Source organism: Arthrobacter sp. ISL-65 (assembly GCF_018613795.1).
In the GTDB taxonomy this organism is placed as follows: Bacteria; Actinomycetota; Actinomycetes; order Actinomycetales; family Micrococcaceae; genus Arthrobacter.
The window spans coordinates 11713-25862 of sequence record NZ_JAGGPN010000061.1 but is presented as its reverse complement, the minus strand read 5'-3'; the positions used below and the strand labels follow the sequence as shown (position 1 = coordinate 25862).

The following is a 14150-nucleotide window of genomic DNA, read 5'->3' as shown; positions in this document are numbered from 1 at the left end:
GCGGCGGGCTGAGGGGAGCCCGGGGCGGGCCTTAGCCGGCGAAGAAGTCGCTGAGCTCGGTGATGAGCCTGTCCGGGGCGCGGTTGACGCCGTCGTGCCCGAAGCCGGGCAGGATGGTGTAGCTGGAGCCGGAGAGGACGTCGTGGATCTGGCCGCAGGCCACGCCGAAGTAGGCCGGGCTTTTTTCGCCGACGATGATGAGCGTCTCCAGCGGCAGCGCCAGGAACGGTTCGGCCGGCATGTCCGCGGCAATGATTGCCTTGATCTCCCGGACGCCGGTGCGCATCATTTCGCGCATCTGCTTGCCCACCGTGGTTCCCGCCGTAAGCTTGTTGGCGAGGGTCATCATGGACAGCGGCATGCGGGAGGAGAAGGCGCTTTCGGCCTCAAGCCCACGGAGCAGGACGGCGAGGGCGCGGTCGTCGTCTCCGGTCGCCGTCGCCCGTTCGTATTCGGTGGTCCAGCCCGCCGTGACGCTGTGGTTGACGGAGACCGCGGGGTCGTACACGGCGAGCCGTTCCACTGGCAGGGTCCTGGCCGCGTGCAGGGCCACGGCCCCGCCAAAGCTGTGGCCGAAGACGTCGGTGCTGTCCGTGTGCTTCATGACCGTATCGAGGTCGCGGATGTCAACGTCCAGGGTGTAGTCGCCGGCCTGCTCGGAGGACGCGCCCCGGCCGCGGCGGTTGAACGTGTGCACCGGCCGGCCGAGGGAGGCGCTGAGCTTCTGCGCGAAGCGGGTGTAGTCCGCCGCCGTCACCATGGAGGCCGTAACCACAACCACGCCGGAGCCGGCCGTGGCCAGCTCAGCGCCCGTGCTGAACAGCTCGAGCTTGCCGCCGTCGGGTGTGCTGATGATCTCGCGAGTCATGCCCCGAGCCTATCGGAGGCCGGCGTGTGCCGACAGCCGGCCATGCCCGACAGCCGGCGGCTACCCGCGCCGGCGCTTCTTGCTCTGGGGAGTGATGGTCCCGTCGGTGCCGTTCAGGAAGCGGGCAATCCGAATGGCCAGGCGTTTGCCCGGCCGGATCGGCCCCTCGTGCAGCTGGCCCGGAACTACCGCGAAGTCGATCGCCGGCACGGCCGACGCCAGCTGCCGGCCGGTGTCGGCGAAGTATCCCGGGCTCCAGCCGCCGCTGAGCATGAGCGTGGGGGTGGCCAGTTCCGTGAAATCCGCAAGCTCCGCGTCGGCGTCGAGCACGGCCCGCATTTCCTTGACGGCCGTGGGCAGCAGCTCCCGCATTTCCGCGCCGACGTTGGTCCGGGCTGACATGATGCTGAGCATCCGCAGCGCGCCAAGGGGCAGGTACGACAGCGGGCCGGCCGTGGCCAGCCCCTGCACCAGATGCGCCCAGGCATGGTTGAGCTGCCCGTCCGTCACGGCCTGCTCCAGTTCCGGCCGCCAACGGTGGTGGAGGTTGCCGGAAAGGGACACCGCGGCGTCGTACGTGACGAGCCTGCGCAGAGGCATGTCGCGTGCCGCCTTGAGTGCCACGAAGCCGCCGAAGCTGTGCGCCACCACATCCTCCGAGCCCGTCGCTTTCATCACGGCGGCCAGGTCCCGGATCTCGGTGTCGACGGAGTAGTCGTCCGGCTGGGGTGCGGATCCTGCCCGGCCGCGGCGGTTGTAGCAGTGCACCGGCCGGCTCAGCAGGAGGCTCAGGTTCCGGGCGAACGGCCGGTACAGCGCGTCGGTCACCAGTGTTCCGTGAATAACGACGACGCCGGGGGCCGTGACCGGGGCCGGGTCACCTTTCGCGGAGGTGCTGCCGCCAGTGCTGCCGGCAGAATCTCTTCCTTCGGCACTGGTGGGTGCGGCGGGCCTGAAGGAGTGCACCTCAAGCCGGCTGCCGTCGTCGTCCGTCTCAACTGTCCAGGTCTCCACAGCCCGAGTCTATGCCCCGCCTGTCCGGAGTTTTTGTACAGATACCGCGCCTAAATGGCCCCGGAAGTCCGAATATCTGGACAAAAACTCCAAGGTGGGAAGTCCCGAACTCCGAGGCGGGAAGTCCCGGTAAACTTGATGACTGTGACTTCCCAAAACACCCCCGCCCCCAAGAACGCCCCAGAACCGCTCGACGCCAGCGAACAGATGCGCATCCGCATGGACAAGCGCGCCAAGCTGATCGAACGCGGGTCGGAGGCGTACCCGGTGGGTGTTGAGCGCACGCACTCGCTCAGCGAGATCCGCGAAAAGTACGCCCACCTGCAGGCCGACGAGACCACCGGCGACGTCGTCGGCGTCACCGGCCGCGTGGTGTTTGTCCGGAACACCGGCAAGCTGTGCTTCGCCACGCTGCAGGAAGGCGGCACCGACGGCAAGGGCACCCGGCTGCAGGCCATGCTCAGCCTGGCGAACGTGGGCGAAGAGGCCCTCGCCGATTGGAAGGCCCTGGTTGACCTGGGCGACCACGTTTTCATCAGGGGCGAAGTCATCTCCTCCCGCCGCGGTGAACTCTCCGTCATGGCCGAATCGTGGTCCATGGCTTCCAAGGCGCTCCGCCCGCTGCCGGTGCTGCACGCCGAACTCAACGAGGAAACCCGCGTCCGCCAGCGCTATGTGGACCTGATGGTCCGCGACGAAGCGCGCGAGATGGTCTACACCCGCGCCGCCATCACCCGCTCCATTCGCGAGACCCTGTTCCGCCACACCTACGTCGAGGTGGAAACGCCCATCCTGCAGCTGGTCCACGGCGGCGCCCTGGCCCGGCCGTTCGAGACGCACATGAACGCGTTCGACCAGAAGATGACGCTGCGCATCGCCACCGAGCTGTACCTCAAGCGCGCCGTCGTGGGCGGCATCGACCGCGTCTACGACATGGGGCGCGTGTTCCGGAACGAGGGCGTGGACTCGACCCACAGCCCGGAGTTCACCACGCTTGAGTGCTACGAGGCCTGGGCGGACCAGTTCGTCATGGCGGAGCGCATCAAAGAGATCATCCTGGACGCCGCGGACGCCGTGGGTGTGGGACGGGTGCTCCAGACCGAAGCCGGGGAGATTAACCTCGACGGCGACTGGGCCTGGGTGGCCGTGTACCCGGGGCTTTCCGAGGCAGTGGGCCAGGAGATCACCCCGGACACCACGGTCGAGGAGCTGCGCGTCGTCGCCGAGAAGTACGATGTCAAGGTCGATCCCAAGTGGGACGCGGAGAAGCTGGCCGTGGAACTCTTCGGCGAAATCGTGGAACCCACCCTGCTGAACCCTACGTTTGTCTACGACTACCCGCCGTCCGCCCAGCCGCTGGCCCGCCCGCACCGGGAAGACGGCCGCCTGATCGAGGCCTGGGACCTGATCATCGGCGGCATGGAACGCGGCACCGCGTTCTCCGAGCTCATTGACCCGGTCATCCAGCGCGAACGCCTCACCGAGCAGTCCATGCATGCAGCAGCCGGCGACGTCGAGGCAATGCAGCTGGACGAGGACTTCCTGCGCGCCCTGGAATACGGTGCGCCCCCCATGGGCGGCATTGGCCTGGGCATCGACCGCTTGGTCATGCTGTTTACCGGTGCCGGCATCCGCGAAACGATTCTCTTCCCCCTCCTCAAGCCCGAAGGCCACTGATTATGGATTATGTCGCCGTGCTGCTGCCCTCGCTGGTGGTTGGCCTGCTCTTTTGGTTTGCCATGAAGTCGATCTTTAACGCGGACAAGGCCGAACGCCAGGCCGAAGCCCGCGCACAGGCTGAAGCCGACGCGCAGGCGGCAGCCGGAGATGATTCCTCCGAGCCGCCGACTAAATCAGACAAATAACAGGCCACTTTCAATACCGCCCGGTTATCCCCAAGGAACCATTGCGCGTTTTGACGCGTTGCCTTATTGGGGGACATACTTCAGGTAGAAACATCCGCTTTTCTGATTACACGTCCTTTCCAAAAGAGAGATTCTTGATGGCACAGAAAGTCAATATCGTCCTCGTGGATGATCTGGATGGGGGATCTGCGGACGAAACCGTTCGCTTCGGCCTGGATGGCGTCGGTTATGAAATTGACCTGTCCTCAGCCAACGCTTCAGAACTGCGGTCGTCACTGGAACGCTTTGTTTCAGCCGGCCGCAAAACGTCCGGCGGCCGGCCTGCCCGCGCCAAGGCATCGGGTGGACGCAACCAGGACTCTGCCCAGATACGCCAGTGGGCGCGGGATCACGGTTACACCGTCAACGCGCGGGGCCGTATTCAGGCGGAAATCCAGGAAGCCTACCAAAAGGCCAATTCTTAGCCTGGTGCCCTGACGACCAGTTGGGGCACAAAACGTTCTGAACATATGTGTGGCGCCCCCGGTTGACGGGGGCGCTGCGCTTTAACCGGCGGGTGCCACCCTCATTAATAAGAACCGCCGTTAACCGGAACCGGCGGCCAGGCAGGAAATCGACTCCTCCGGTCAGCGGAATCCGACAATGCTCTCCCGCGGGGAATCATGCCCCGCGGCAATCCGGCCGCTTTTACGTGAGCGGTGCGCAAGCTAATCCGGGTCCCTTTGGAACATTCCGCCCCGGGTGATTTCCAACACCCCGTCGGGGGAAACAGTAAATGCCGCCCCGGTGGCACCCAGATACTATTCAGGCCCTCTCCGGCATCGCGGCCGCACGGCTGGTACGGCAGCTGCGTGGACCTATGCAAGGCCCCCGGTTTCCCCTGTGGCGAACAAGCTCCCCAAGTCAGGCTTCCCCCACGTAGCATCAAAGTACGTCGTAGCTAGGAGTGTGGCGAAATGTTTGAGCGATTTACGGACCGTGCCCGTCGCGTAGTTGTGCTTGCCCAAGAAGAGGCACGCATGCTGAACCACAATTACATTGGTACCGAACACATCCTCTTGGGTCTGATCCATGAGGGTGAGGGTGTTGCCGCCAAAGCTCTTGAGTCCTTGAGCATTTCGCTCGACGGCGTCCGTGAGCAGGTGCAGGAGATCATCGGCCAGGGCCAGCAGGCTCCCTCCGGCCATATCCCCTTCACGCCGCGTGCAAAGAAGGTGCTGGAGCTTTCGCTGCGCGAAGCCCTGCAGCTCGGCCACAACTACATCGGCACGGAGCACATCCTGCTGGGACTCATCCGCGAGGGTGAGGGCGTGGCAGCCCAGGTGCTGGTGAAGCTCGGTGCCGACCTGAACCGGGTCCGCCAGCAGGTCATCCAGCTGCTCTCCGGCTACCAGGGCAAAGAGACCACCGGCGCCGGCGTCGGCCAGAGCCAGGCAGAGGGTACCCCCGCCGGCTCTGTCGTGCTGGACCAGTTCGGCCGGAACCTCACGCAGGCTGCCCGCGAGAACAAGCTGGACCCTGTGATCGGACGCGAGCAGGAAATGGAACGCGTCATGCAGGTCCTTTCCCGCCGCACCAAGAACAACCCCGTGCTGATCGGCGAGCCCGGCGTCGGCAAGACCGCCGTCGTCGAGGGCCTGGCCCAGGCGATCGTGCGCGGCGATGTGCCCGAGACCATCAAGGACAAGCAGCTCTACACGCTGGACCTTGGCTCCCTCGTGGCCGGCTCCCGCTACCGTGGTGACTTCGAAGAGCGCCTGAAGAAGGTCCTCAAGGAAATCCGCACCCGCGGCGACATCATCCTCTTCATTGACGAAATCCACACCCTCGTGGGTGCCGGTGCCGCCGAAGGTGCCATCGACGCGGCCTCGATCCTGAAGCCGATGCTGGCCCGCGGCGAGCTGCAGACTATCGGTGCCACCACGCTGGACGAGTACCGCAAGCACATCGAGAAGGATGCCGCCCTCGAGCGCCGCTTCCAGCCCATCCAGGTCAAGGAGCCTTCGGTTGCGCACGCAATCGAGATCCTCAAGGGCCTGCGGGACCGCTACGAGGCGCACCACCGCGTCACCATCACCGACGGCGCCCTCGCCTCGGCCGCGAACCTCTCCGAACGCTACATCTCGGACCGGTTCCTGCCGGACAAGGCGATCGACCTCATCGACGAAGCCGGCGCCCGGCTCCGCATCCGCCGCATGACCGCTCCGCCTGAGCTCAAGGAGATGGACGAGCGCATCTCCGAGCTGAAGATGGAGAAGGAGTCCGCGATTGACGCGCAGGACTTCGAAGGTGCTGCCGCGCTGCGCGACAAGGAGCAGAAGCTCATCACCGAGCGCTCCGAGAAGGAACGCCACTGGAAGACCGGCGGCATGGACGACATCTCCGAGGTGGACGAGGACCTGATCGCCGAAGTCCTCGCGAACTCCACGGGTATTCCGGTCTTCAAGCTGACCGAGGAAGAGTCCTCGCGCCTGCTGAAGATGGAAGACGAGCTGCACAAGCGCGTCGTCGGCCAGAACGAGGCCATCAAGGCGCTGTCCCAGGCCATCCGCCGCACCCGTGCAGGCCTGAAGGACCCGAAGCGTCCGGGCGGCTCGTTCATCTTCGCCGGCCCCACCGGCGTCGGCAAGACCGAGCTCGCCAAGGCCCTCGCGGAGTTCCTGTTCGGTGAAGAGGACGCCCTCATCACCCTGGACATGTCCGAGTACTCCGAGAAGCACACGGTTTCGCGCCTCTTCGGTGCCCCTCCGGGCTACGTCGGGTACGAAGAAGGCGGACAGCTGACCGAAAAGGTCCGCCGCCGTCCGTTCTCCGTGGTGCTGTTCGACGAAGTGGAGAAGGCCCACGCGGACCTCTTCAATTCACTGCTGCAGATTCTGGAAGACGGCCGGCTGACCGACTCCCAGGGCCGCGTGGTGGACTTCAAGAACACCGTGATCATCATGACCACGAACCTCGGAACCCGGGACATCTCCAAGAGCGTCGCCACCGGTTTCCAGTCCGGCACGGACACCCAGACCGGCTACAACCGGATGCGCGCCCGGGTCACGGAGGAGCTCAAGCAGCACTTCCGCCCCGAGTTCCTCAACCGTGTTGACGACGTCGTGGTGTTCCCGCAGCTGACGCAGGACGAGATCATCGAGATCGTGGACCTGTTCGTTGGCCGCCTGGAGAAGCGGCTTAAGGACAAGGACATGGGCATCGAGCTCACCACGGCTGCCAAGGTGCTCCTGGCCACCCGCGGTTACGATCCCGCCATGGGTGCCCGGCCGCTGCGCCGCACCATCCAGCGCGAGATCGAGGACCAGCTCTCCGAGAAGATCCTCTTCGGCGAGATCCACGCCGGCGACATCGTGGTGGTGGATGTGGACGGCGAAGGCGACGACGCCAAGTTCACCTTCGCCGGCAACGCCAAGCCGCGCATCCCGGAAATCGCCCCTAGCGCCTAGCGCTGGGCGCCTAACCGCCAGCCGCACTCCAGCGCCAAGAGGCCCCGCCAGCCCCCGAAAGGGGGGCAGGCGGGGCCTCTTGCTTGCGCTCCCGCTGGCAAAACTTGCGCTCCCGCCGGCAAAAGAGGTTTGGAATGTGCTGGTTCACTGATAGTGAACCCTTCTGTGATCCAGGGCACAGGGGGTGTTGAATCGGCACATGTCTTCTGATGATGCAGCGATCCTGCGTGGGCAACCGGCGACCCCTTTCCACGACCTCGACCACTACCTGGCGATCCCGCGTGTCAGTGGCCTGGCCTTCAGCCCAGACGGCCAGCGGCTGGTAACGACGGTCGCCACCCTCAACAGCAAGGGCACCGATTACGGCACGGCGCTGTGGGAGCTGGACCCCGCGGGCGAGAAGCAGGCCCGCAGGATCACCCGCAGCGCCAAGGGCGAAGCCGGCGCCGTGTTCGCGGCCAACGGAGACGTGTACTTCACGTCCGCGCGGCCGGATCCGGACAGGGAGGCCGACGGCGATCCGGTCAGTGCGCTCTGGGTGCTCCCCGCAGATGGCGGCGAGGCCCGCGTGGTGCTGTCGCGGGCTGGCGGCGTGGACAAGGTCATGGCGGCCAGGGACGCAAACGCGGCCTTCGTCACCGCGTCCGTTCTTGCCGGCTCCAGCGACGAGGAGGCCGACGCCGAGCGCCGCAAGAGCCGCAAGGACAACAAGGTGGCGGCCATCCTGCACAGCGAGTATCCGGTGCGGTACTGGGACGCGGACCTCGGCCCTGCCCAGCCGCGGCTCTTCGCAGTGGAGCCGGGGCCCGAGCCGGAACCCGGCAAGCCCGCCACCGTGGACAGCGCCGCGCCCCTTACCCTGCGCAACCTCACCCCGGCGGCGGGCTCCCGCCTCCGGGAGGCCGTCTCGGTGGTCAGCCCGGACGGAAAGACCATCTACACGAGCATGGTGAAGCCGCTGCCGAAGGCGGACCTGCGGTCGGTCCTCGTGGCCGTTGACGTCGCCACCGGCACTCAGCGGGTCCTCCTCGACGAGGAGGGCCTCAACTTCTTTCCCGGCCCGGTCAGCCCCGACGGCGGCCTGCTCGCCGTAGTCAGTGAAAGCGATACAGCGCCGCAGCAGGCGCCGCAGGTCAGGCTGCATCTCCTCGATGTCTCCGGGGAAGCCGGTCCGGAGGACCTGCAGCCCCTGGCGCAAGAATGGGACCGCTGGCCCCACCCGGAAGCGTGGCTCCCGGACGGCTCTGCCCTCCTGGTCACGGCAGACGACGACGGCGCGTCGCCGGTTTTCAGCCTCAGCGTTGCGGAAGCTGCCGTCCGGGGGAGTGTCACCCGGGTGACGCCGGACACGGCGGCCTACACCGACGTCGTCGTTTCACCCGATGGCCGCAGCGCCTATGCGCTGCGGAGTTCGTACGAGTTCCCCGCCGAGCCTGTCCGGATCGACCTCGCCAGCGGGGACGTGATGCGGCTGCCGTCCCCGGCGGAACGGCCGCAAACCGGGGGGTCGTTGGAGCGGGTGGAGGCGACGGCGGCCGACGGCACCCGCGTGCCCGCCTACCTGGCCCTGCCGGCCGGTGCCTCCCCCGGGAGCCCTGCGCCGCTGCTGCTGTGGATCCACGGCGGCCCGCTGGGATCCTGGAATGCCTGGACCTGGCGCTGGAACCCGTGGCTGCTCACGGCCCGGGGCTATGCTGTCCTGCTGCCGGACCCTGCCCTGTCCACGGGCTACGGCCAGGAATACATCCAGCGGGGCTGGGGTGGCTGGGGCAAGGCGCCGTTCACGGATCTTATGGCCATCACGGATGCGGTGGTGCAGCGGCCGGACATCGACGAAAGCCGCATGGCCGCGATGGGCGGCTCCTTCGGCGGCTACATGGCCAACTGGGTGGCCGGGCAGACGGACCGCTTCAAGGCGATCGTCACCCATGCCAGCCTGTGGGCGCTGGACCAGTTCGTGCCCACCACCGACGCGTCGCAGTACTGGCTCAAGGAGATGACGGCGGAAATGGCGCTGGAGAACTCCCCGCACCTGCACGTCGAGAAGATCCGGACGCCCATGCTGGTCATCCACGGCGACAAGGACTACCGGGTACCCATTGGGGAGGGCCTGCGGCTCTGGTACGAACTGCTCTCCAAGTCTCAGCTCGCGTCCGACGAGAACGGGCAGACGAGCCACCGGTTCCTCTTCTACCCTGACGAGAGCCACTGGATCCTGCAGCCGCAGCACGCCAAGGTCTGGTACGGCGTGGTTGAACACTTCCTGGCCAGGAACGTCCTCGGCAAGGACATCCAGCTGCCCGCGGATCTGGGCCTCTGACCTCCGAGCCGGAGGCGGCCGCGGCCGCCGCCGTAAGATGGGGGCTGTGACTGACTCCTTCACCGTTCGCCCTGCCCGGACCAGCGATGTGGCTGCCATCAAGAAACTGGTGGCGCCGCTGGCGGAAGAGCGAATACTGATGGCCAAGGAGACGGTGGCCTATTACGAGAGCCTGCAGGAGTTCCTGATAGCCGAGTCGGCGGCCGGCGAGGTCATCGGCTGCGGCGCCCTGCACGTCATGTGGGAGGATCTCGCAGAAGTCCGCACCCTTGCCGCCTCGGATGCCTGGCGCGGCAGGGGAGTGGGGCACGTCCTCGTCGAGAGTCTCCTGAAGCAGGCCGCGGCGCTGGGCGTATCGCGGGTGTTCTGCCTGACCTTCGAGGTGGACTTCTTCAAGCGGCACGGCTTCGAGGTCATGGCGGACCAGTCGGCAGTGGATCCGCAGGTGTACTCCGAGCTGCTGCGCTCGCATGACGAAGGCGTGGCGGAGTTCCTGGACCTTGCGCGCGTGAAGCCCAACACGCTGGGCAACACGCGGATGATCAAGGCTCTCTAGAGCCCGCCCCGATCTCCGCGGGGCTGGACTCGGCCGGCTGGATCCCGTTCAAAGTCGCCGCGTAACACTCCTTTCCTTTTATAAATTTGCTGGATAAACTCTTGTGAACCGGAAGGGACAGCATTGGGGGCTGTCCCTTCCGCCGTTTCCGACCTACCGCGCAGCAGGTACCGGTAGTAGGGTCAAAGCACATCCTGACCGATGTCAATGAAGCACCGAGAGCCCAGGAGCCGGCCGTGAAAAAGCTCATCAATGACCCCCGCGCTGTTGTGGATGAATCCGTGGAGGGATTCGGTCTAGCCCATGCAGACCTAGTGACCGTCAGCGCCGATCCAAAGTACGTCACCCGCAAGGACGCCCCCGTTGCCGGCAAAGTCGGCCTGGTGTCCGGCGGCGGCAGCGGGCATGAACCGCTCCACGCCGGCTTTGTGGGACGCGGCATGCTCGACGCCGCCGTGCCCGGCGCCGTCTTTACCTCCCCGACCCCCGACCAGATTATTCCGGCCACGCTCGCCGTGAACTCCGGCGCCGGGGTGGTCCACATCGTGAAGAACTACACCGGCGACGTCCTGAACTTCGAGACGGCGGCCGAGATGGCCCAGGCCGAGGGCGTGGACGTCCGCACCGTGCTGGTCAATGACGACGTCGCGGTGGAGGACTCGCTGTACACCGCCGGCCGCAGGGGGGTGGGCGGCACAGTCCTGGTGGAGAAGATTGCCGGGGCCGCAGCCGAGCGCGGCGACGACCTCGACGCGGTGGCGGCCATCGGTGACCGCGTGAACCAGAATGTGCGGACCATGGGCGTTGCGCTCTCGGCCTGCACGGTGCCCCATGCCGGTTCTCCGAGCTTCGACCTCGAGGACGACGAGATCGAAATCGGCATCGGGATCCATGGCGAGCCGGGGCGGCACAAGATCGCCATGGAAAACGCCGACGGCATCACCAGCCGCCTGCTGGAACCGATCCTCAGCGACCTCGGAGCGGCGTCGGGCGAGAAAGTGCTCCTGTTCGTCAACGGCATGGGTGGAACGCCGCTGAGCGAGCTGTACATCGTCTACCGCCGGGCAGCCCAGATCCTGGCGGAGCGGGGCCTCACGGTGGAGCGTTCCCTGGTGGGGAACTACATCACATCCCTCGAGATGCAGGGCTGTTCCATCTCGGTACTGCGGCTTGACGACGAGATGACGGCCCTCTGGGATGCGCCTGTGCACACGCCGGCCCTGCGATGGGGCGTGTAGCGGTGGGGCTGGACGTGACCTGGGCCGTCAAATGGCTGACGCTGTCGGCCCAGGCGATGGCGGAGCACAGGGTGGAGCTCATCGAGCTGGACAGGGCCATCGGCGACTCTGACCACGGCGAAAACATGGACCGCGGCTTCCAGGCGGTGCTCGATAAGCTCGCCGAAAGTCCTCCCGAGACCCCCGGCGCAGCGCTCAAGCTGACAGCCATGGCTTTGATGTCGAAGGTCGGCGGGGCTGCGGGTCCGCTCTACGGCACGGCATTCCTGCGGGCCGCAACCACGCTGGGCGATGCCGCGTACATCGACGCCGCAGCGCTCGCTGCAGCACTCGCAGCGGCGCGGGACGGCATCGTGGCAAGGGGGAAGGCCGAGGCGGGCGACAAGACGATGGTTGATGCCTGGACGCCTGCCGTTGACGCAGCTGCAGCGGCAGCGGCAGATGGCGACACGCTGGCAGTCCTGATCGCCGCGGCGGAGGCCGCCGAGGCCGGTGCCGTGGCCACTGATCCGCTGGTGGCGCGCAAGGGCAGGGCCAGCTACCTCGGGGAGCGAAGCGCCGGTCACCGGGACCCCGGGGCCGCCTCAAGTGCCCTCATCCTCCGCGCCGCTGCGGGAGCCGCGGCATGACGGTGCGGATCGTGGTGGTTTCGCACAGTGACAAGATTGCCGACGGCGCCGTGGAACTCGCGGCCCAGATGGCGCCGGACGTGATGATGGTTCCGGCCGGTGGAACGTCCGACGGCCGGATCGGCACCAGCATGGAAAAGGTGATGGCAGCCTTGGAAACCGCTGCCGGAGGCGACGGCGTGGTGGTGCTGACCGATCTGGGCTCGGCTGTGATGACCGCGGAATCGGCAATGGAATTCGCCGAAGGCAGCGGCACCGTGCTCCTCGCTGACGCCCCGATCATCGAGGGCCTCGTGGCGGCAGCGGTGGCGGCCCAGGGGGGAGCCAGCGTTCATGCTGTCCGGCGTGCAGCCGAGGCCACCCATGGCTATCCCGCGTCGCGGGCCAAGCCAGAGGATCACATGGCTGTTGCAACTGCCGGAGAGGAGCCCGGAATGCAGCCCGGGGGACAACCGGCAGATTTGGCCGCCCCGGATGCCAGCGCCGACTTCGAGCTCGTAAACCTCGCAGGCATGCATGCCCGGCCAGCCGCCAAGATAGCAGGCGGCCTGTCGGGGCTGGACGCGGACGTGACCGTGAACGGAGTGGACGGCGCCTCCATGACGGGGCTGATGACACTGGGAGCCGGCAAGGGATCGGTACTGCACGTGGAAGCGTACGGACCCGACGCCGAGCGCGCCGTGGCGTATGTGGCGGGGCTGGTCAGGGACGGTTTCGGGGAACCCTGAGCCGGTTCAGGCCAGGCTACTTGTCCTGCCTGAGGCCCGCCGCATCCAGCACCACCGACGCCGAGACAAACCGTCCGCACTGCTCGCCAAACGGGTAGCTGGCCTTGGGGGCGAAGCTCAGCGTTCGCACGGGCAACGGCTTGCCGTTGACGTACCGCCCGCTGGCCGTGACGTCGATCGGGGACTCGCCCAGCGTGTCCAGATTCAGCATTCCCCGCTGCGTGCCGTCCGGCCTGGACGTTGCCGAACACACGGCATCGGGCCTGGAATCATCGGCGCAGCCCAGATCAACCGGCACTGAGCCCGCTACGAGCTCGAGGGTGTCCTCTTTGCACTTGCCGTCCTGGCAGGCCTTCAATTGAAGCGTCTTCACCTCGGGCGCGTAGCCTGCGGCCACCGTGACCGCGACCCCTGACGCCTGGGCAATTGCCGGACACGCCGCCTCGAAAGCATGGCATCCCGAAAGGAGTGCCGTCGTCGTGATTGTGGCCAAAAGTACCCCTGTCTTGCCCATACCTCAGCGTAGATCCGGCGTCCCGAAGGGGACCCGGCCGGGCCAAACTGGCGCCCTCATCGTTATCCGGACACGCTGGAGGGTGCCAAATTGAGACCAAAAATCCGTGCGGGGGCGACCTGGACGGGGCCGCTCAGGCGGGCAGCCGGTACCCGCCCTGGTGCAGTTCGGCCAGGCCGTCCTCCAGGAGGCCCGCCAGCGCCCGTTCCAGCTGCTCCGGCGCGCAGTTCAGCCGGTGCAGGGCGGCCAGCGGCACGCCGATGCCGGCGGCTTCGAACCCGAGGTCGGCGGGGGCCTGCTGGAACATCTCCGCCGGCACCGGCGCGTCCGCCAGCCGGAGGACGGCCATCACGCCGCCGCGGACCTGGCGGTCTGTGCCGTGCCATGCCTGGCCCTTGGGCGTGTATAACGGCGGCGGCTCGCCGGCGGCGAGCCAGGCGCACCGGTCGCGCACGGGGCAGGCGGCGCACTTGGGTGCCCGGGCCGTGCACACGAGCGCCCCCAGCTCCATGACCGAAGCGTTCCAGCGGACGGATCTGCCGGTGTCGGACGGCAGCAGTTTCGCGGCAAGTCGCATCTCCGCGGCCGTCAGGGCCGGGGCGGGAAGGGCGGAGCCGGAAAAGAGCCGCGCGTGGACGCGGCGGATGTTGGTGTCCACCACCGTCTCGCGGCGCCCAAAGGCGAAAGCGGCGACAGCGGCCGCCGTGTAGCTGCCCACGCCCGGCAGTCCGAGCAGCTCGGCGTAGTCCTGCGGGACCCTGCCGCCGTGGTCGCGTTCGATGGCGACTGCAGCACCATGCAGCCTGAGCGCGCGCCGCGGATAGCCCAGCCGGCCCCAGGCGCGGACCGCCTCACCGGCGGGTTCCCGTGCCAGCGCTGCAGGCTCCGGCCAACGTCGCAGCCACTCTTCCCAGACCGGCAGCACACGAACCACAGGGGTCTGCTGCAGCATGATCTCACTGACCAGCA

General features: G+C 67.0%; 13 protein-coding genes. 9 read left to right on the top strand and 4 right to left on the bottom strand.

Annotation, left to right across the window (positions count from 1 at the left end; translation table 11 throughout):
- Positions 1-31: 31 nt before the first annotated feature.
- Together J7I85_RS22870 and J7I85_RS22865 are read right to left on the bottom strand one after the other, a co-directional pair.
- On the bottom strand, positions 32-868 hold the full coding sequence (locus J7I85_RS22870; RefSeq protein ID WP_214857694.1) for an alpha/beta fold hydrolase: 837 nt from the start codon (positions 866-868) through the stop codon (positions 32-34).
- Between the two features lie 60 nt (positions 869-928).
- Complete coding sequence (locus J7I85_RS22865) at positions 929-1882, bottom strand: alpha/beta fold hydrolase (RefSeq protein WP_214857692.1); 954 nt, start codon at positions 1880-1882, stop codon at positions 929-931.
- 138 nt (positions 1883-2020) lie between these two features.
- Between J7I85_RS22865 and lysS the strand changes: the two genes are divergently transcribed.
- From lysS to dhaM, 9 genes are all read left to right on the top strand, one after another.
- Positions 2021-3559: a lysine--tRNA ligase gene (gene lysS / locus J7I85_RS22860; RefSeq protein ID WP_214857690.1), complete on the top strand. Its 1539-nt coding sequence runs from the start codon at positions 2021-2023 to the stop codon at positions 3557-3559.
- Between the two features lie 2 nt (positions 3560-3561).
- Complete coding sequence (locus J7I85_RS22855; protein ID WP_214857686.1) at positions 3562-3747, top strand: hypothetical protein; 186 nt, start codon at positions 3562-3564, stop codon at positions 3745-3747.
- A 137-nt stretch (positions 3748-3884) separates the two neighbouring features.
- Positions 3885-4211 carry an Lsr2 family protein gene (locus J7I85_RS22850; RefSeq protein WP_214857685.1) on the top strand — a complete coding sequence of 109 codons (327 nt, stop codon included), beginning with the start codon at positions 3885-3887 and terminating at the stop codon, positions 4209-4211.
- 492 nt (positions 4212-4703) lie between these two features.
- Positions 4704-7196, top strand: a complete 2493-nt coding sequence (locus J7I85_RS22845; RefSeq protein WP_214857683.1) for an ATP-dependent Clp protease ATP-binding subunit — start codon at positions 4704-4706, stop codon at positions 7194-7196.
- A gap of 199 nt (positions 7197-7395) precedes the next feature.
- Positions 7396-9516 (top strand): prolyl oligopeptidase family serine peptidase, encoded by a 2121-nt coding sequence (locus J7I85_RS22840; RefSeq protein WP_214857681.1) that lies wholly within the window; start codon positions 7396-7398, stop codon positions 9514-9516.
- Positions 9517-9562: 46 nt separating this feature from the next.
- Complete coding sequence (locus J7I85_RS22835; protein WP_102973408.1) at positions 9563-10072, top strand: amino-acid N-acetyltransferase; 510 nt, start codon at positions 9563-9565, stop codon at positions 10070-10072.
- 236 nt (positions 10073-10308) lie between these two features.
- Positions 10309-11310 (top strand): dihydroxyacetone kinase subunit DhaK, encoded by a 1002-nt coding sequence (gene dhaK / locus J7I85_RS22830; RefSeq protein WP_214857679.1) that lies wholly within the window; start codon positions 10309-10311, stop codon positions 11308-11310.
- Positions 11311-11312: 2 nt separating this feature from the next.
- Positions 11313-11939: a dihydroxyacetone kinase subunit DhaL gene (dhaL, locus tag J7I85_RS22825; RefSeq protein WP_214857779.1), complete on the top strand. Its 627-nt coding sequence runs from the start codon at positions 11313-11315 to the stop codon at positions 11937-11939.
- Entirely contained in the window at positions 11936-12667 is a 732-nt protein-coding gene (dhaM, locus tag J7I85_RS22820) for a dihydroxyacetone kinase phosphoryl donor subunit DhaM (RefSeq protein WP_214857677.1), read from the top strand. The genes dhaL and dhaM overlap by 4 nt, the downstream gene beginning before the upstream one ends.
- 16 nt (positions 12668-12683) lie before the next feature.
- On the opposite strand, the gene J7I85_RS22815 is transcribed toward dhaM, so the two are convergent.
- Positions 12684-13181 (bottom strand): hypothetical protein, encoded by a 498-nt coding sequence (locus tag J7I85_RS22815; protein ID WP_214857675.1) that lies wholly within the window; start codon positions 13179-13181, stop codon positions 12684-12686.
- 133 nt (positions 13182-13314) lie between these two features.
- Entirely contained in the window at positions 13315-14133 is an 819-nt protein-coding gene (locus J7I85_RS22810; RefSeq protein WP_251024732.1) for an A/G-specific adenine glycosylase, read from the bottom strand.
- Positions 14134-14150: the final 17 nt, after the last annotated feature.